Origin of the sequence: Coxiella-like endosymbiont, from assembly GCF_030643785.1 — a bacterium.
Classification (GTDB): Bacteria; Pseudomonadota; Gammaproteobacteria; order Coxiellales; family Coxiellaceae; genus Coxiella.
In genome coordinates, this window is sequence record NZ_CP094378.1 from 334,427 (window position 1) to 353,765 (window position 19,339).

Consider the following 19,339-nt stretch of genomic DNA (forward strand, 5'->3'; position numbering starts at 1 on the left):
TCTAAATCATAACCAAAAAGGTATTTTGTGCCTTTGAGTGTTGAAAATTAGTGAAACTAAAATAAACCCTATTAAAACAAAGGACAATCCGAAATACCAAGAATTGGTTTGTGGCGCACCCCCAAGCAGCGGAGCCCTGATTAAGTCAATAAGATATGTCACAGGATTAAATATAATTATTTTTGAAGCATTTTCAACCAGATGTGGCATCCAGGTTATGGGAGAGATAAAAAATAATACTTGAATCAAGCTCGTGATTAGGGGAGGCATATCTCTATATCGTGTACTAATTATACCAATAAATAAGCTAATAAATATAAGATTAGAAGCAACGATTAAAAAACCAGGGAAAAATAAAAGAGCATATTTAGTTATTTTTATTTTGAAGATGAAGATTACCATTAGATAAACAACCAAATTATGAAGAAAAATCAAAATATTACGCCAGAGTGTTTGATATACGAATAGCGTAAAAGGCAATTTGATTTGATAGAGGTAAGGTTTTGCCATGATAAACATATCACAGCTATCGATCATGACCGAGGATATGAAAGTCCATGCTAATAACCCGCATGTTAGGAAGGGAATATATTCTTGTAGTGATTGATGAAATAATCTAGAGTATACAATCCCTAAGGCTACTAGAAAAATTGATAGATTTAAAGTGATCCATAACGGACCTAATACTGATCCCATATAACGTTGGCGAATGTCCATCCACCCTAAGTGAAGCCAGATTTTGGTGTGGGTTGTTAAGGATAGGAAATCCTCTAAGGTATTAAAAAGCTTTTTTAGCATTGTCTGTTTGATTTCTCCCTAATATATACTAATATATACGTAACGTATGGAAATAATTCCTAAAATTTTTAATCTAAAAGTGGTTACTTTTGGATCTGTTTGCTTAAGCTTAAAATTTTAGTTTATTTTCTGAAGGATTTTTTTGCCTCCGTACTTAGCTAACTATATAGGAGCGTATTGTGTCAGCATTATCGTTTAAAGACAAGGTTTCAACGTTCACAATCAACGTTAGGTGCATAAAATAGAATCCACTTCTCAATGCTTCACTGGAGGATGAATTTCAGTTAAGACACAGTTTCTTTGCAATAATTAGGCTTTACCATGACTCAAATGCAAGTTAATGTGGTTGATGGGAATACGACTCTGCAGACCTATTAAAAATCGATGATTTAACCTATAATAAGATAGCATTCTTGTATTTAAGATAGCATTCTTGTATTTAAGCTGGGCTATTTTTCTTGCCTACCTCGTTTATTTTTTGTTTTATGCTCTTCCAGATAAAGGCTTCGATTGTACAGATCATGGCTTTTATCTTCATTCCTAGGCTCAGCTCGCACATGGATTGATTTCTGGGTATGGTTTTTTTTAGATCTTTATAATGCCTTGTACATAAGGCTCGGATTTAAAAATTGTCTATTTTTTGAAGAACTTAAAGCTATCACAACCTGTATTATCGGTATTGGTTTTTTCTTTTGTTTGCTCAATAAATTGACACTTCCATTTACGTTGCCGCTTTCTTTCACCTTTCTACTCAATACTCAGACTACTTTTATTTTTAGCTATCAAACTGTTCTTTCCGTTTATATGTTGATGCTTTCTTATTGCTATCTGCATGTTTCATCTAAATCACATCATTCTTACGCAAAATACAGTTGGCTCTCATTGGGCGCAATGCTTTATTCTTTAGCGATACTATCGAACATTTCTCTTGCACCATTCATCCTAGTTATTGCTTTATTTTTTCCGGTCCTAAGATCCTAAGAGAAGATAAGTTCTCAGCAATCCGTTCTTTGGTTTTTTATGGTGTGCTTTTGATTAGTTTTTCTTTGCTTTTCTATCTCTTTAAGAGTAATACTCATTTCCTAACTCACAAATTATGATAAGGTGAATTTATTACGAAGATCTATAGAATATGGACGTGAGTTTCTCATTCCTTTCTTACAGTATGCAAAGATTCCACTTTTTGCCTTATTCCACTTTTTGCCTTTATTATAGCTTTTTATCATTAACTTATATTTATCCTACAAATCAATGAAAAAAATAATAATATTCTAATTAAAGGGATTGTATTTTTTATTGAATTATTATTAATAATAGGAGAAAATTCTTACTACTTTCTTCATCGACCTGTTATTCTTACTCTGTATAACTTATGCGCTAACATAAATTTTATTTAGCTATGCAGTCTTGGTTTTATTATTTTCCTGGGGACTTTATAATCGGCACTTTTAGGCGCCTTTACTTTAATTGTATTCTTACACTGGAGGCGATGACTATACACTGGAGGCGATGACTATTAGGTATTGGTGAACAATAATGGGTCCATTATGGAATTTTTTTCATGAGCTCTTTTATTTAATGCTTTGTGGCTATCTCTTACAGGAAGGCGTAGATTCTCAGAAATTTAATAAATTTATTATCTTTATAGCTTTCTTGACAGAATATATTATAACCACTTTTATAAAAATCAATTATACGTATTGTAGCGATTTTCCTTAGGAAAATAAGAACTTAATTCATTCTTCTATTTTTCGGAGAATTTTTGTTAGTTCATAGAAAAAAGAGAAAATTACAGAGATAGTTAGTTTGCTTCTGAATAATTCCTATGTATTTAATAATGAGTCTTTAATTGATTTTCACCTTCAAAATTTTGTTCATCATTTCGATGAAAAAAAGTTATATTGCTTATTTAAAAAATAACTAGAATTGGTGTGTTTTCCTTCAAACAGAACCTAATTCTCTGTTGTTCTTGCCTAAGTTGATAACCTATATAAATAAATAATAAAAGGATAGAGCGGGGTATAAATAAAGCGATTACTTTTTACGATAGATAAGATTTCAACAGAAAGCTGATCGGCTAAATTTTTTGTTTGGTTCGGAAATAAATGTTCGCAAAAATTTAAGTACTTGAGAAATGATATATTCCACTTTCTATTTATTAGAGCGTAATGTAGCGGTAATCACACCAATCGTTCAGCACAATGTTCGGTGACTTTAAGTTGATTGGAATCAGATAAGGCGTAGAGTTTGCCAGCAGGTGATAAATACAAAGGAATGTAACGGAAAACACTTTCGATGCCGTGTTTATTTAGGTAATTTATAAAATAAGTTCTTTTCTCTTTGCTAGGTAATGTAATATTAAATAATAATATGTCCGTTGTGGGTTTCGTAAGGAGGAACTACAGGTCTTCAAATAGAATCAATATCTTTAAATGCTTTCTGATATCATTCCGATATTGTTCGTCGCTTTTCAGTAATTTTGTTAACTTCTTCAAATTGTGAAATTGTGTATATAAAATTCCTGCTGTCACTTTGCTTACTATAAAAGAAGAACCAATATTAAAAAGAAGAACCAATATTAATCCAAGTATATTTATCTACTTTCTCTTGAAGAAAGGCTTCACGATTCATTCCCTTTTGACAGATAATTTTTGCTCGTTCAATCAGGTGCTCGTCATTAATCAACAGAGTGCCCCCAAGGTCGGAAGTAATATTTTTCGTATGGTGGAAAAGCTAATTGCTCCCATATTTCCAATTGAGCCTAGTGCTTTCCCTTGGCTAATCTGCCATTAGAGCCCTTGTACAGCATTCTTAATAACAAATAGACCATATCTTTTTTCAATCGACAGGATGGTATTCATAACCGGGTTGGATGTCTGTCAGTAACGTTGCTATTTCTAATGTCCTGGTGCATGAATGAGTAAGTAAAACTTTTTAACGGCTGTTAATTCAGCCAGTTTAGATTGAACGAGATTGGTGAAAGGAGCAGATTTGATCCTTTCAGGATTTAACCTCTCTGCAATGCGCTTTTGCGTATTGAGCGCAAAATAAGGCGCATTAAATTTGATAACTACTTTGTATCATCCTGATGATTGAATTATATTGATTTTGAGTACAATCTTTCTGTTACCTTGGTATCCATATCCAATTCTGCATAATATAACATGTCACCATTTTTTTTGAAAGTCGTCTGTAGGTAAATGTAATTTGTATTGCACAATCGTTAAAGGGTAGGTAAATTAAATCTTCGTTTTGATGAAAGAGAAGCAAATTTACATCATCAAATTAAAGAATATCTGTAAAACAGTGAGTTATCTCGATGATATAATCCCCGTATTTGGTGTGCTACATTTGGTTTCAGCGATATTTAGGATAACTTCAGTAATGTACCTACACACTGAATTTACTACTGGAGAGTATGATAATTTACATTAAATTTACCGGCCAAAGAATCAAAACTGAGAGTGAATGATATAACCCATGTCCTTGACAAGGAGTTGAGTGTAAATGAGATGAAAAAAATCTTATTTCCGTTTCGGGAAAATGCATTGACATCATAAAATTTGGGTGGGGAACAGGATTATTAGTACCTTATCTCGAAGAAAAAATTTGTCTGCTTAGAGAAGCAGAAATAACAGTTTATTTTGGTGGAACACTTTTTGAATATTTTTATATTCATGATCAAATAGAGCAATACGCCTTTTTAGCTACATAGGTTGAAAGTAGATTGTATTGAAGTTTATAATGAATTAGTATCCCATTGAAAGAGAAGTTAGTGTTTATTGAAAATTTTCAAAATCATTCAAACTTCTCGCTGAAGTTGGTAGTAAAGATGCTGAGATAGTAGTTGCCCCTTATAAAGGGTCGCAAGAAATAAAAGATTTTGAATATGCTGGCGCATACAAAATAGTAACTGAAGGTCGTAAAAGCGGTACAGTGGGGGTTTCCGCACCTCTAAAGAAATTCCGAAAGAACTAGGAATATTACAAGTTGCCTCACTTAACAATTTTATTTTTGAGGCTCCCCAAAAAGCACAACAAACTTAGTTTATTAAAGAGTTTAGTTCAAATGTTAATCTAGGAAATATTGTACCGAATGAAATTATTTCACTAGAAACATTAAGGTTAGATTTGTGAAGTAATACTCTTTTAAATTTTCACAACAGATTCTTAGAAGTTAATGGGGTTTAAGATGATAAAAGGCCAAAGAGGCATGTGCGATAGGATGGGATTAGCTAAGAAAGCATCATCTTTACTTGTAAATTCTACTTATAAATTTGAATTTAATGATTGGGATATTCTGTTTGATGGAATGTCTAAGGTTGAGCTTCAACTGGATAAATACTCTTTAGTTGAAAATTTATTTGATTCTTCCTTTGGAGAAGTTTATAAAAATCGGGAACATTACCTTAAAGAACAAATTGGTGCTTCGGCTAGATGGCTTCTACAGGGCGAGCAAGAAGAAAATGCTCTACGATAAGGCTCCTCTTAACAATGAAAAAGCGATTATTAAGACTTGCCAAATCCTTAGTAGCTTTATCTGAAGTAATTTTGGAACAGGCTTCCAATAATCTTGAAACTATAATTCCTGATTTTACTTACTTACTTACTTACTTACTTACAATATGGCTAACCTACTATCTTCGCGCATTATCTTTTGATATTTAAATCTTTTCTATTGAGAGACTTTGAACGTTTGGAAGAATCTTTTGATCCCTTAAATTATAGCCCTGTTGGTTGTGGTTCTGTTAATAATTCTCGTCTTAAAATTAATCGGCAACGTTTAGCAGATTTACTAGGATTTGATAGATTGATATAGAACGCCATGGATGCCATGTGGTGTGTCGACATTCTATTAGAGAATTATTCTAATCTCGTAGCGATTTCTGTTAATATTAATAGACTTATAGAAGATTTCCAAATTTGATCAATGGTTGATATCGGATTTTTGAATTGGATAATACACATTACAGAACTAGCGTCATTATGCGGCAGAAAAAGAATCCGTATGGATTAGTTTATTTTAAAGGTTTAAAAGACATTATCATTGCTTCAATTATGAAGGGCTGTTCTGGGAAGCCCGATAATCGTATATTTGCTTACGGAGAATCGCCTCGCTCGATTGATTTGATTATTGAGGGAATTGACTTGGTTACGAAAATAATCTCACAGCTTGATGTTAAAAAGTAAACCATGAAACAAAAAGCACTAAATGGCTTTTCTAATAACACCGATTTAGCAGAAATGTTGATGCATCGACATCATCTAGATTATACAATGGCACATCGCATAGTGGGTAAAGCTGTCAGACAGTTGATCAATGATGGATCGAATTACGTGACTTTGGAGATTTTGAATGAGGCAGCAGCCAGTTTGAATATTAATTGCATGATCACGCTAGAAGAATTCGAGCTAGTGACAGATCCTTATCAAATTGTTGCTTCGTAAAATTACATTAATGTTTTTATTATAAGAGGTTTTTTCCTTTCTGTTGCATTGATTAATCGGATTAAGTGCTCGCCAATAATGCCAAGTGCTAAAATAAGAATTTCACTCTGTAATAATAAGATTGTCATTAACTATGATCAGCCAGAAACCAATAAGTGGGAAAATAATTTTGAGATACAAATTTATAGAGCAAAAAAACTTTCTGTAGAAAAAATAAAACTAATTCTAATCAATTGCTGCATTACAAATAAAGAGTTATTAAAAATTAAGTTAAAGAAAAGAGCAAACAGTTTTTCATAGAAAAATTAGTTTGACCATATTTGCGAGGTGGTGGGTTGTATCTATATTAATTAGATCTTTCGTATCCAGAAAATAAATTAATTATAAAATTGATCAAAAAATGTTTTTCCAGTGCTGGATCATTATTCGAATTGGATTGCGGCATAGATTTTGTGTTAAGAAAGATGGAACAATCTTTTTCAGTCCATAATTTACATGGGTTGATATCTATCTGGAATCTTTTATTTGAACGAAATGAAAACAATAATAATTAGCATTGGAATTTTTTATTAACTTCGTTTGGTTCAATCTTACTGAAGAAGGATACAAATCATAATAAAAATATTCTTTATAAAAATATTCTTTTAATTTTTAAATTTTTTAGGATATAGTGCTTTCATTCTTGTGATGATCGTTTCAACACTGTTAATGCATATCATTCCTTTCTTGACTTAATAAATTCGATCGATTTTAAGGAAAGAAATAATAAAGAATAGTACTCAGAATAGATAACAATTATTTCTAAGATATATTATCTACTCATTTTTTTATGTCTATATTATCTGCTATTCCTCAATCAAGGGTTAATGACAAAAGCTCCTTACGGTAGTTATAACAATTTAATTTTTAGTCATATCCGTATAATTTTAATACTACTTTAAATACTGAATAAAATACCTATGGGATGACCCTAAGCCTATTTTCTATTTATCTACTGGTTTCTTTACTTGGTTTTTTCAATTCTTTCTTCAGCATAAAACCGATTTTGATACGGCTAATAGCGCTGCTTTAGTGTTAACTTTATATAAAATTTTTTTACCTAATTATCATTATTAAATTTATTAAATTGAAATTTGAGGAAAACAATATACTTCAACTGTCTTAATCTGTCTTATATCATCTTATTGTCTATGGATTTAATAATTAGCACTAGAATCTCCATTTATTTACCTATGGTAATCCTTAAAAATATGTGGGGATAGGACCCTAACAACTTAGGACCTATTCAAATTCTACTTAAACCATTTTTAATTTTATTCTTTATTTTTTATTTTCAGGATGTTAAAATTAAATTTAATATTAGGAAAAAAAGTATTCTTCCCAAATTCATACTACTTCTTTGCACGTTAACAAAGCCTAGCTTCACAGTTACCATTGCCAGCGCTTTCATAATTTTTGAGTTAATCAACTATAAGCGTTATTTAATAAAACTTTATCTCTTAAACCATTTGTTAATTTACTTACCTTAATTATTAGTTATTTTGTATCAGAAGTATGTATTAGAAACTAGGTCTAGTTTATGGTATATGACAATCGAACCATTTAAGGTATTGGATTGGATCTCTACACAAATCATCCTTTATATGCTATTATGCAAAGTATTTAGTTTCCTTTTTTAGTTTTGATATTTAGATTGTAGAGAAAAAAGTTTCTTTAGAAATGAAATTAGCTTATATTTTTTTTGGATATGGACAACTTGCTTTTCTAGCATTTAGTGGTCGTATTTAGAAAGTCAGAAATTTGTGATGGGGATATGAAAATAGTTTAACTTTACTTAGTTAATCTCTGTCAATCAATTATTAATATCCACTCATTATTCAAGTTCTAAACTTTTTAAATTTTCTCTTTTTTATTAGCATTCTGTTTTTTCAACGATTTACCGATTTTTTATTATTTTTTTAGGGGAGAACTTTTTTATAAAAATTAGCTATTCTCTTCTAAAAAGAATGAGGAAATTGTGAGAATGGATTTTTAATAAGCATAACCCAATTTAGAAATCCAGTTCTAGAATTTACCAAATTGGGAAAAAAATTTAATTTACTGAAATAAAACCATTCTCTGCTCATTAAGACGTTCTTTAGCGTAATAAAAACAGTAATAGGGATGTCAATGTCTTGATTCGTTGTCGTTAAACTAAAAAAACTAAAAAATCACCGACATGTTTTTCTTGAAAATACTTCTCCACAATTATTAATTCGGGCTCTGGATGATGACGCAATTCCGTATGAACAGTTATTTCAAAAGCTTTCTATTAAGATTTATAATATTTAGCAGCTTTTGTTTTACCCTAAAATATTTTCCCTAATGCTTTGTCGTCAAAAATAAAATCTTTAGATAGCGTTGTCAAGATTTCATCAAGTTTGTAGGCATTTTCTAATTCTAAGTGCTTTTGTAATAAATCTTTGTAATGTTACGATATCATATGGATTTCTCTTAGGTGGTGATACCTCGTAGTCCAATAAGGGAGAGCGAGGACATTATATTATATTGAATATTTTATATATTTTTAAAATAATCCAGAAATAAAATGGATTTAACTTAATCACTAATTCATTGATAGAAAAATTCAAAATTGAATATTTTTTTCTATGAAACTCTCTAATTTTAGAATTTCTGACGACTATTAGATAAAGAGTTTAAAGGAAAAGGAAAAATCCATAAAAATACTTGAAAAGGCAACTTCTTTCTCGAAAGTAAGAGTATTAGAAAAATCAGGAATAGATGCTATCGTCGCGCAATCTTATGAGGCAGGAAGTAATCGTGGAACGTTCATAGGTAAACCCGCTGATTCTTTCATCGATATATTTTTTTAATTCCCAAGTTAGCTTGACGAGATTAACCTTCCTATTATCGCCGCTGGTGGAATTATGGATGTTAGAGGTATTGTGTAGCATTAATATTAGACAACAATCGTATTCAAATGGGAACAGCTTTTTTAATTTGTACTGAAGCGGAAGTTCATTTCGAGTATAAAAATAAATTAATAAAATCCGAGTATGACATACAACATTAACAATCTTTTTAACAATTTTTTTCTCACTCAAATTAGCACTGGGAATCCGTAATAAATTTATTCGATCAATGAATAGTAACATTGCGCACTCTTCAGATTATCCCATCCAAAATGCATTAACTAAAATTATTTGAAAAGCATCGGTGGAACAAAATAACCCTGAATTTATGTCTCTGTGGGCAGATCAATCGGCTTATCTTTTCGAAGAGTCATCAGCAAAGAAATTAATTATCTAGTTAAAAAATGAGATTAATAGTTTATTGGAAGTGGGCCAAACACAGGCGATGAAAAAATATCGAGCTTAAACGTTACACCATCTGGTTTAATTTGATTAACCAGTTTATCTAAGTCCTCAACTTCAAAAGTAATCGTTCTGCCAGAATTGGCACTAGGAAAAACATCTTGAGCTAAGTTGGTTATAACAAAACAACCTCCTTCTGGAAGATCGTATTCAACCCAGGCCATCTTGGGTCGATATTTTTGTTGGTTTTAAATGGAGTTTATTTTCATAGAAATTTCGAGATTGATTTAGGTTTTTAGCCGGATACATTGTAAAGGCGACCTTTTTGATCATTACTATTTTTTTACAGATTAATGGGTTGATATTGATGATTCTGTATTTTATCACGAATTTATGGCTCTAGGTCAATGATATCTTGTAATTTAGAATGGTAGATCTCGTTTCTGGTTTCCTTCTAAAGAAGGAGGCTATATAATCATGGAATTGTATGATACAATACAGCATATATTTTTGGATAATGAAAAATTGATTAGAATAATCAATCAGGCTGTGGGAACAGCAACCTAGTCGAAGATCATAGAAACAAACCTTCCTAGATAAGAAAAGGAGAGGTTGTACTTCGTGAATAAAAAATCTGATATGACGATATAGATAAGGATCAGTAGAACGAGCTTGAAGCAATAAAAGCTTCTGACGATTCATTAATTAGCAAATGGCAAACTTTCTTTGGTATTATCTTGCCAGCACAAATCAAAGCGGCAAAGAAATTAGGCTTTAGTGATGATAAAGCCGGCATTTCCGCTTTCAATAAAGTTCTCATAGAACGACAACCTGACAGAAGCCTAAATTAATTAAATCGAAAGAAGTAGAATTATTTTTTGGAAAAAGCGTTTGATATACACACGACTAAACGACTCACTCTGAAGGAAATTCTCAAGATTTAATTACAGATATAGCAGTGTCCATGACTACCAATGATTTCTTAAGAAGTATTGATGGGATGATAGAGCTCATTGGTGAAAATGCATCAATTCTTGAAAAGAGAAAGCATTGTTAAATATCTTATTACTATTGTATTTGTTAGTAATGGAAAAACATGATTTTTATAGAGAGTAAGGATATGTACAAGTACAAAAAGAATTGATGGATTATTACTATAATCCTTTTTATTATTATGATCCTTTTATTATGGAGTAGGCGAGTTATGTGCAGACAATCGTTTTTAAAGGGGCAAAATTGCTATTAAGATAATCGAGCTAAACACTTGGACTAATGATTTATTACGTTGGTTCGTTTGCTTTGTAAATTTATGCAGTTTAAAAGGTATAATTGAATTTCAGCGCGTTCGTATTTGAATACATAGGGTATGGAATCTTAATATTTTTTGCGATATCCATTTGGCGAATTCACTTCTTTTCCAGGTATGCTTGAAGCAGTTATTGTATGATGCGGATGACAGCAAGCTGGATCGGAAATTTTCACTTTAGATAATTAAATTAGTATTAAAACTACTGCTGAGTTTGTTTTCTTTTATCTTTCCTCGATTCATAAGAGAAAGTAAACAATTAAAATTTTAAAAAGAGGCTTTCACTTTGACAAAAAGTGTGATCATTTTATCATGGATAGTCTCCTCTTATTCCTTAGCAGGTTAAGAATTAATCGATGTGGTCGATTTGTTGGGTGAAATTAAAGTAGTTAACCTTGACGTTAATTAATGGTGGCGTTATGGTTGAGTTTCCAAAATTACGCACAGGAAGCCCGAGGACACAGAACGGCAACCTGGTATTTTTAACCTTTTGGTTTTATAATAAATTTGGGCCGTTAGCTCAGTTGGCAGAGCAGCTGACTCTTAATCAGCGGGTCCACGGTTCGAACCCGTGACGGCCCATGAATAGTTATTTGTTGGCCCATGAATAGTTATTTGTTAGATAGTTGAGAAAAATATAGAGGAGTAAAGCTAACTATTCATGTCATGAATGTTAAAGAAAAAACCTCCCCAAATAAGGGGAGGAGCATTACTATTTTTGACCAACAAAATTTTCCCTTTTTAACCAACACAAAACCTATGTCCCTTTGATATGAAATTCTTTTTAACACTTAAATTGTTTTTTAATATTTGCCTACTCGCTTTTCAATAATAATCCTTCCAATTACTATTCTACCCGAATGTCCGCTCATTATATTTGACAAATAGACAAGCAAATCTTCGAACACCGTATTCGTGAGAGCACAGGAACTCGTGATTTACTTGAAGCAGAATTTATTTTATCTAAACGTATTGATTATCTTCGACAAAGCATCGTGTTTGAAGCTCGTCATAGGCACACTTTCCGTGAAGCTGCCGGAAGCTACCGAACGTTATTTAAATGAAAACAATCTAAAACTTCTCTAAGAGAGATAAACGATGGATTAAAGTGATAGATGCTTACATCGGTGGGCTCACTCTTGAAGCGATCCACCATGGATCTTTACAACCTTTGATTGATGCTCGTCAGCAAGACGGTATGAAGAATCGTACCGTTAATGCCACTTTACAAACTGTCGGACAAATGCTTAATTTGGCCGGCCCAGTGAAGGTGGGGTGGATAAAAATAGTTTAACACGTGGTGGCTGGGCAGCTGCTCCCAACTTCGATTACTTAAAGATGATAAGCGCAAACCTTACCTATTAAGTTGGGTGGGTGGAACAAGATCGGCTATCTACCGTATTGCCATTGCACTTACAGCGAATGGCATTGTTTATAAAGTAAATACCAGTTGTCGTGAACAGGAAGCATATCGATTGCCTTAAAATGGAAGGAGATGGCTATTCCGGAATTAAATACCAGCGTATTTATTATTCCTAAGAGTAATGCGAAAAACAGTGAAGACCGTTTAGTGATACTGAATGAATTGGTAAAGAAAGTCGTTGAAGAAGTACGCGGTATTCATCCTGAATATGTCTTCATACCCATTTCGCGGTAAACAAAAACCCATGACGTCAATAAATTGTATGTTTTGGAAAAAGACACGCCAACCGTGGGGATTGCCCTAACTGCAAGTGCATGACTTCAAGCATACGTTTAGAAGACGGTTACGTGCAGCCGGAGTGATATTAGAAGATCGACAAAATCTTTTAGGTCACAAGTCGAATCGAATTACAGCGCATTACTCTGCGCCGAAATTAAAAATTTAATTGAAATAACGAATAAAGTATGTTAAAATTAAAAGGGATTTTGATATTAACCATGATTTACTGTAAATCTAAATTCTTCACAGCATTTCACCTCTCCCGAAATGCTGAGATATTCGAGATAGTGAAATAAGCTATCAGATAGGTAGCTGAGAGCGGTCGTTTACATGAAACAATCTGCTACATCTGCTCACTCCTTGCCGTCTACTCAAAATTCCGCTCATTTTAAGAGATTTTTGACTGTTTCAAGAGATGCCCTTAAGAAACTGTTAATTCTATTTGGCTACAATGTATAACTGGTGTTAGTGATATTCTTAGATAAACTGCCATTTAGAGCTTTTAAAAATGAGGCGCATGCCTAAAAAGATCACGAGCGCTTTAAAGAAACAAATGGGCGAAAAAGATTTGCAGAATTTGAGTCGTCTGTTTATTTTACTTGGTGGTGTTGAAGAAGACACCCAAGTTCATGATCAAAGTGTTAGTATTCCCGATGATCAAGTCGATTTCGATACACTAAAAGAACAATTCGAAATAATGGCGTGGAAATCTCTAGCTTAGAAAACTTTCCTTTCCTTTGTTGATGGAGATCGAATACAGTATAGATGTAGTTGTGTGAAAAAGCATTTTCGATCACAAATGGGTTAACGATTTTTACTTAAATTTAACATCTACTTATGTTCCCGATCTTGGTTTCGGTTTTAAAAGTTATCGCTGGGAGGGAGACTCTACGGGCATAATGGATGAAATCGATTCCTCGGTAGAATCGGTAGAACATGTTATATTGAGAAAGATTATATTCAACACAAAAGATAACTTTCTATAAAGTAGATAAATCCAAAGTTCTTCGAATCATGTTTTCTTTTCTCCTTACGACCCTGGAGTTTCTAACAATTTACCAAAAAAATATTTATCAAAAACTCTAAGACAAGCTGGTTGTTTGATTGTGCAACAATATCATAAAGTTTTAACATTTCGCTATATCTTATCTCATTTATCCCTAAATCATGACGCATTGCTAATAATAGCAATGCAGCGTTATTTTTAACTCCCAATTTTTTGAATATCAATTTTTTGAATATTTTGAATATATTAATTTGATAAATAGAACCGTCTTTGAACTCAAATAAAGCTTTTCTGCAATAATTTCAAGTTCGGCCCCTTGTGATACATCATAAGGAGCACTTCCATTTCCTGGTCTGAAAGAATTTGAAAAACATTAATAGATCGAGAAGTTGTTCTAGATATTGGCAATTGATTAGCAATTCAACTATCAATGACCCTTTTCCTAATAGGAACATCTTTGATGGCTTATATTAATTCTTTCTGTTCAGTTCCTTGAGCGATGTGCAAATCATTTACGTCCAGTAGATGAAAGTCTAACAAAATAATGTTAGGTTTCCACTCGCGAACTTTCCTTGTAGCGCTTTCTCCCCCATTTCGGCTTCGGCAATTACTTTTATTTCTGGAACGTCTGCCAATAAGAGCTTTAAGGCCTCTCGGACGAGTTGTTCATCGTCCACAATTAAGATGGATATCATTAGGCCTTATCTTCTTTAGCTTTTGTTTTATTCTACACACTTAAATAAAAATTAAAAGGTTCTTACGTTCAACAGACAGAAGAGCCACCATGGTGTATCGCAGTCCATGACTATGTAGTTAAAACATGTGGTAGGAAAAATGCTTCCATAAAAGCGCCCACTTTGCCTATGCCCATAAAGTGGTGGGATAAACTTCCGAAGGGATGAGAAAGATGGTTGTGTTGTGGCCGACATTAACAAAAAAGAAGCTGATTCCAAAAACTACGGTGAACAAGGGGACGTTGTTGACGACATTGAAAATTAGTGCAATAAGTCCATACGCAATAGTGATTATTAAAAATCTAAACATCTGTAAAGATTTCCGACCAATTCGGTCGATATAGGCAGCGGCCAAAATGTAACCTGGAACAGCAAAAAGAAAAAAATCAAATCAGCCCCGTTAAAGTATTAGCAATTAATGTCGCAGAAGTATTGAGGTGTTTGAGAATGAAAACAGAATAAATACTGTTACGGTAAAAGGTGACATCCAATAAAAATCACGCTCCAGCCGTTCCAACAAGATGAATAAACCATTTCTTTTTTCATAGGTTCTGTTTAGATTGAGGTAAAAACGCTCACTTTTAATTTTTTAAATAAATCCCATCAAATTCGGGACTACACGACTGACGGCTGACCCGAGTGGATTTTTTAAGAAGATAATGTGGCGTTTCTTGAATTTTTCGGCAGAGATAAAAAACTGAGTCGGCTGGAATCGCACCTACACCAAGTAAAATTCGCCAAATTAATGAATGGGGAAGGGGTAAGAAGTAATAGCGAAGCCAAGAGTGGGCCACTAACCACCAACAGCCTGCATGGCAAAAACCAGTAACACTAAAAATCCCTGTTTTTGGCTAGAGCATATTCAAAGGATAATCTCCCCCGATGACCAAGCTGACAATTATTCAGGAGATTAACAGCCAAACGTAAGAGGGAGAAAAAGCTTCCAGAATAGCCCTAAAAAAACAGGATCGTGACTTCCACTCCGTATAATCGCTTACGTCCGAATTTATCTGATAATAAGCCAAAAGAAATAGCCCCTACTGCCGATGCCGATAAAGCTGAACCATTATATTAATAAAGCCAACTGCGAAATTGTCAAATACCATAACGGCATTAGATTAGTGATAACGACACCAATAATAAATATAAAAAAAATATAAAAAAATAAAAAGATCGTAAGTATCCGTAAAAAAACTAATACCCGTCGTCGTAAAGATAATGTGCCAATGGGAGTGCTTTAATATTGCGGTTGTCATGGTTCCCTGTCAGTTCATTCTTCACAACAATAGGTTGTTATATTTCAGTCCCATCTCCAGATAAATCCGCTACTAGAGGTTTCGAGAGCAAATGTTCAGCCGTATGCGTTGTCCAACCACTTTGAGTTTCTGCTTCAGTGGGCTCTTTGACATTTTCCGGAATCACGACTCCCTCTTTAGCATAAAATTCTCGAGCACGAACGATAATATCACAAACGATGAGTGGACTTAGATCAAAAGTCATAGTTTCTCCCTAAAGCGCTTATTGCTGTAAATCATAGAACTGAGACGTTAGCCGATAATCGTTGAGAAAGGGATATTTTATTTGACATTGCGGTTAATCTGATATATTGATAGCGGAAAATATTGGGGTAATCACTAGAATAGGTTTTATATGCAGAAATGAAACTTCAGACCATTGCTTCCATCGTTGAAAGCAGGCCGATACAGCCTGTTTTTGCTTTTAGGCCCGCTGCCCTAGGGCGCGCGGTTAATTACTTTCGCACCCAATTTAAAGGACGAATCTTATACGCGGTAAAAACGAATCCTGAACAACATGTTATCCAATTGGTGTATGCCCACGGTATAACTGAGTTCGATGTGGCTTCCTATGAAGAAATTTGCACCATCAAAGAATATGCTCCCTCGGCTGAACTTTATTTCATGCATCCAGTGAAATCGCCTTACGCCATTCGCGAAGCTTATTTTAATTATGGTGTTCGTCATTTTTCTCTCGATTGCTTAGACGAGCTGAATAAAATTTCGCGTTGTACTGAAAATGCTAAAGACCTTTGCTTACATTTACGGCTTGCTATTCCAAATACGTTTGCTGAATTCAATTTGGCAAAAAAATTTGGCATTAATTTACACGAAGCCCCTGAGTTACTAAAAACCATAAGGAAAGTGGCTTACAAGCTGGGTGTTACGTTCCATGTAGGTTCGCAGTGTATGCACCCTGATGCCTACCGAATCGCCATTCGAATGGCTGATAAGGTAATTAATGAAGCAGGCGTAGAAATTGAATATTTTAACGTAGGTGGGGGGTTCCCTCCATTTATCCGGGCATGATTCCGCCGGCGTTGCATATTTATTTCGAGGCGATTCATACAGAATTTGCGAAAATAGCTCACAACCGACCTCATTTGGAATTGCTTTGCGAACCAGGTCGTTCAATAGTAGCAGAAAGCACCTCTGTAGTAGTGAATGTCGAGCTGCGAAAAGACGATATGCTTTACATCAATGATGGCACTTACGGAAGCCTTTTTGACGCTGGTATTCCCCATTTTATTTTTCCAGTGCACTTGTTGCGCTCAAATCGTCCTACGGACAGAGATCTTTTACCCTTTAGTTTTTACGGTCCAACTTGTGATTCTTTGGATTACATGAAGGGTCCTTTCTATCTTCCTAACGATATTCAAGAGGGTGATTATATCGAAATCGGCCAGATGGGTGCTTATGGTCGAACTTTATCTACTAAATTCAATGGATTTAAGCAAAAAGACGGCGTTGTTTTAATTTCGGATGAGCCTCTCATGACGATGTATTCGGACGACTACATCACGCAAGAACCCCTTGAAGTTATTGCTGCTTAATTTTTATTAACCCGTGAGGAAATCATTGATGAAAAATCAAACCTTGCCGACGTCTTCTTTGAAAAAAGAATTATTACAACAAACAGTTGAACATATTGATATTACCCGTTTTGACGCCCGTCCGATTGTTGATGCGATGGATCGAATGTCATTTACATCTCGAGATCTTGCCAAGGCAACGCAGATTTTCAACCGAATGCTTCAAGACAAGGAATGCAGTATTGTTTTGACTATCGCTGGATCAACTTCGGCTGGCGGTTGTATGAAATTATATGCCGATTTAGTGAAATACAATATGGTGGACGCCATTGTGGCAACTGGCGCTAGCATCGTTGATATGGATTTTTTGAAGCCTTAGGTTTTCGCCATTATCAAGGTATGTCGGCAGTGGATGATCGGCAATTACGTGATTTATATATTGATCGAATTTACGATACCTATATCGATGAAGAAGATTTGCAACGATGTGATCATGCAATTTTTGAAATTGCTAATAGACTTGAGCCTCGTCCTTATAGCTCGCGTGAATTTATTCAGGCTATGGGTGCTTTTTTGCAGGAAGGAAAGGCCAAAAAAGAAGATTCGTTAGTTCAGCTGGCCTATGAAAATGATATACCCATCTTTTGTCCTGCTTTTACCGACTCTTCAGCAGGTTTTGGATTGGTACTTCATCAAGTAAAAAATCCTACTAAGTATTTAACTATCGATTCCATCCGAGATTTTCGTGAGTTAACGGGAATTAAAATTCAAGCAGGGACAACTGGATTATTAATGATCGGGGGTGGCGTTCCAAAAAATTTCGTTCAAGACATGGTAGTTTGCGCAGAAATTATTGGAAAGTCGGTAGATATGCATAAGTATGCTATTCAAATAACTGTAGCAGACGTGCGCGATGGGGCGTGTTCCAGTTCGACCCTTAAAGAAGCCTGTTCCTGGGGCAAAGTAGATACGGCCTATGAGCAGATGGTTTATGCAGAAGTTACATCCGTATTGCCGTTATTAACAAGCGATGCTTATCATCGAGGTTTTTGGAAAGATCGGTCGCGCCGACGTTACGCTCGGTTGTTTAATGAGGAATCGAAATAATGAAATGCTTTCCTCCTAAACAAGCTTTTTTAGGCTTGGACCCTCAAGATGCCATGAGTTATGAAAACGCAAAGGCTGTCATAATTCCCTTTGGATTGGAGCAGTCTGTGAGCTATGGCGGGGGTACTGCCAAGGGACCCGCCGCGATCATTCAAGCCTCGCATGAAGTGGAGTTATTTGATGAAGCCCTTTGGTACGAGCCTTACCGTAACATCGGTATTGTAACTTTGGAAGAGCCCAAGATTGAAAATGACATACCAAAAGCATTGCAGCAATTGGAGGGGTTAGTAGAACGTGTTCTAGAAGACAAAAAGTTTCCCTTTACTTTTGGAGGAGAGCATTCGATCACTGCAGGCTCTATCCACCCGTTTGTTAAACGGTGTCCTAATTTAGCAATTTTGCATTTTGATGCGCATGCAGATTTGCGCGATGGATACCATGGCGAACATTTTTCTCATGCCTCGGCAATTCGGCGTTGTTTAGATCATCCAAATATCGAAGTTGTTTCAGCTGGCATTCGAAATATTTCTGCGGAGGAAATTTCTTTTTTGAAGTCAATCAAAAACGAATTCATATTTATTGGGCAAAAGATAAGAAAAATTGGGATATAAAAAAAATTATTGCTCCCTTAAAAAACCGTCCTATTTATCTCACATTTGACGTGGATGTGTTTGATGCAAGTTTAATGCCTGCCACTGGAACGCCGGAGCCAGGTGGATTATTTTGGAATGATGCGCTCGAAATTATTGCTGCAGCGAGCCAGGTGGGGACTATTATTGGCGCCGATATTAATGAATTAGCACCCATTCCTCATTTTCACAGTTGTGATTTTTTAGCAGCTAAACTGGCTTATAAAATTCTTTCTCTAGCCTTCGTTTAGGGGAGACGTCCTATCTCCCCTCACTTTTTCCACCATGTGTTTTTTTATTAAGGTAATTTGGCATAGCTTTTAAGTGTAACGAATAAATCGTTCACAAACTTTTTTACGTATCTCTTTAGAAAAACCTACTAAAAATCCAACCACTTCGAGTCCTAAAATACTCACTCCGAAATATTTGTCTATTAATGCGAATACATTAGGGGAATACATGGACGATA

General features: G+C 34.4%; 17 protein-coding genes, 1 tRNA gene and 3 pseudogenes. 14 read left to right on the forward strand and 7 right to left on the reverse strand.

The genetic code is table 11. The features are described from left to right. Positions 1-6 precede the first annotated feature (6 nt). Both MRH55_RS01745 and MRH55_RS01750 read right to left on the reverse strand, forming a co-directional pair. Positions 7-798, reverse strand: a complete 792-nt coding sequence (locus MRH55_RS01745) for an ABC transporter permease (protein ID WP_304985771.1) — start codon at positions 796-798, stop codon at positions 7-9. A 2,559-nt stretch (positions 799-3,357) separates the two neighbouring features. Continuing rightward, on the reverse strand, positions 3,358-3,483 hold the full coding sequence (locus tag MRH55_RS01750; RefSeq protein WP_304985772.1) for a hypothetical protein: 126 nt from the start codon (positions 3,481-3,483) through the stop codon (positions 3,358-3,360). An 871-nt stretch (positions 3,484-4,354) separates the two neighbouring features. Between MRH55_RS01750 and MRH55_RS07580 the strand changes: the two genes are divergently transcribed. The 7 genes from MRH55_RS07580 (at position 4,355) to MRH55_RS01770 (ending at position 6,245) form a co-directional block, all read left to right on the forward strand. Then, complete coding sequence (locus tag MRH55_RS07580; protein ID WP_369421463.1) at positions 4,355-4,513, forward strand: phosphosulfolactate synthase; 159 nt, start codon at positions 4,355-4,357, stop codon at positions 4,511-4,513. 125 nt (positions 4,514-4,638) lie between these two features. Further along, the gene (locus MRH55_RS07585) at positions 4,639-4,776 is read left to right on the forward strand and encodes a hypothetical protein (RefSeq protein WP_369421465.1); all 138 of its coding nucleotides are present in this window, start codon (positions 4,639-4,641) and stop codon (positions 4,774-4,776) included. Positions 4,777-4,883: 107 nt separating this feature from the next. Further along, complete coding sequence (locus MRH55_RS07590) at positions 4,884-4,934, forward strand: hypothetical protein (protein WP_369421467.1); 51 nt, start codon at positions 4,884-4,886, stop codon at positions 4,932-4,934. 55 nt (positions 4,935-4,989) lie between these two features. Continuing rightward, positions 4,990-5,277, forward strand: coding sequence for a hypothetical protein (locus tag MRH55_RS01755; protein ID WP_304985773.1), 288 nt, complete (start codon positions 4,990-4,992; stop codon positions 5,275-5,277). 14 nt (positions 5,278-5,291) lie between these two features. After that, positions 5,292-5,465, forward strand: coding sequence for a hypothetical protein (locus MRH55_RS01760; RefSeq protein ID WP_304985774.1), 174 nt, complete (start codon positions 5,292-5,294; stop codon positions 5,463-5,465). Positions 5,466-5,783: 318 nt separating this feature from the next. After that, positions 5,784-5,987 carry a hypothetical protein gene (locus tag MRH55_RS01765; RefSeq protein ID WP_304985775.1) on the forward strand — a complete coding sequence of 68 codons (204 nt, stop codon included), beginning with the start codon at positions 5,784-5,786 and terminating at the stop codon, positions 5,985-5,987. A gap of 3 nt (positions 5,988-5,990) precedes the next feature. Continuing rightward, a complete protein-coding gene (locus tag MRH55_RS01770; RefSeq protein ID WP_304985776.1) occupies positions 5,991-6,245 on the forward strand; it encodes a hypothetical protein in 255 nt (84 codons plus the stop codon). A gap of 3,322 nt (positions 6,246-9,567) precedes the next feature. On the opposite strand, the gene MRH55_RS01775 is transcribed toward MRH55_RS01770, so the two are convergent. Continuing rightward, a complete protein-coding gene (locus tag MRH55_RS01775; RefSeq protein WP_304985777.1) occupies positions 9,568-9,783 on the reverse strand; it encodes a VOC family protein in 216 nt (71 codons plus the stop codon). Between the two features lie 1,591 nt (positions 9,784-11,374). Here MRH55_RS01775 and MRH55_RS01780 point away from each other — a divergent pair. From MRH55_RS01780 to MRH55_RS01795, 4 genes are all read left to right on the forward strand, one after another. Further along, positions 11,375-11,447: transfer RNA gene (locus MRH55_RS01780), tRNA-Lys, on the forward strand. A 526-nt stretch (positions 11,448-11,973) separates the two neighbouring features. Continuing rightward, entirely contained in the window at positions 11,974-12,159 is a 186-nt protein-coding gene (locus tag MRH55_RS01785; protein ID WP_304985778.1) for a hypothetical protein, read from the forward strand. Positions 12,160-12,360: 201 nt separating this feature from the next. Continuing rightward, entirely contained in the window at positions 12,361-12,522 is a 162-nt protein-coding gene (locus MRH55_RS01790; RefSeq protein WP_304985779.1) for a hypothetical protein, read from the forward strand. Between the two features lie 553 nt (positions 12,523-13,075). Then, complete coding sequence (locus MRH55_RS01795) at positions 13,076-13,288, forward strand: hypothetical protein (protein WP_304985780.1); 213 nt, start codon at positions 13,076-13,078, stop codon at positions 13,286-13,288. 818 nt (positions 13,289-14,106) lie between these two features. Here the strand turns inward: MRH55_RS01795 and MRH55_RS01800 are convergent. The 3 genes from MRH55_RS01800 to MRH55_RS01810 all read right to left on the reverse strand — a co-directional run bounded on the left by MRH55_RS01800 (position 14,107) and on the right by MRH55_RS01810 (position 15,807). After that, positions 14,107-14,268 (reverse strand): helix-turn-helix domain-containing protein, encoded by a 162-nt coding sequence (locus MRH55_RS01800; protein ID WP_304985781.1) that lies wholly within the window; start codon positions 14,266-14,268, stop codon positions 14,107-14,109. A gap of 166 nt (positions 14,269-14,434) precedes the next feature. Then, positions 14,435-14,662 (reverse strand): MFS transporter, encoded by a 228-nt coding sequence (locus MRH55_RS01805; RefSeq protein WP_304985782.1) that lies wholly within the window; start codon positions 14,660-14,662, stop codon positions 14,435-14,437. Positions 14,663-15,600: 938 nt separating this feature from the next. Next, positions 15,601-15,807, reverse strand: a complete 207-nt coding sequence (locus MRH55_RS01810) for a hypothetical protein (protein ID WP_304985783.1) — start codon at positions 15,805-15,807, stop codon at positions 15,601-15,603. A gap of 158 nt (positions 15,808-15,965) precedes the next feature. On the opposite strand from MRH55_RS01810, the pseudogene MRH55_RS01815 reads away from it, so the two are divergent. The 3 pseudogenes from MRH55_RS01815 to speB all read left to right on the forward strand — a co-directional run bounded on the left by MRH55_RS01815 (position 15,966) and on the right by speB (position 19,121). Then, positions 15,966-17,155, forward strand: a pseudogene (locus MRH55_RS01815) (type III PLP-dependent enzyme). 25 nt (positions 17,156-17,180) lie between these two features. Next, a pseudogene (locus MRH55_RS01820) lies at positions 17,181-18,241 on the forward strand (1,9-bis(guanidino)-5-aza-nonane synthase). Continuing rightward, a pseudogene (gene speB / locus MRH55_RS01825) lies at positions 18,241-19,121 on the forward strand (agmatinase). Before MRH55_RS01820 ends, speB begins: the two co-directional pseudogenes overlap by 1 nt. A 69-nt stretch (positions 19,122-19,190) precedes the next feature. Here the strand turns inward: speB and MRH55_RS01830 are convergent. Then, positions 19,191-19,331, reverse strand: coding sequence for a hypothetical protein (locus tag MRH55_RS01830; RefSeq protein WP_304985784.1), 141 nt, complete (start codon positions 19,329-19,331; stop codon positions 19,191-19,193). Positions 19,332-19,339: the final 8 nt, after the last annotated feature.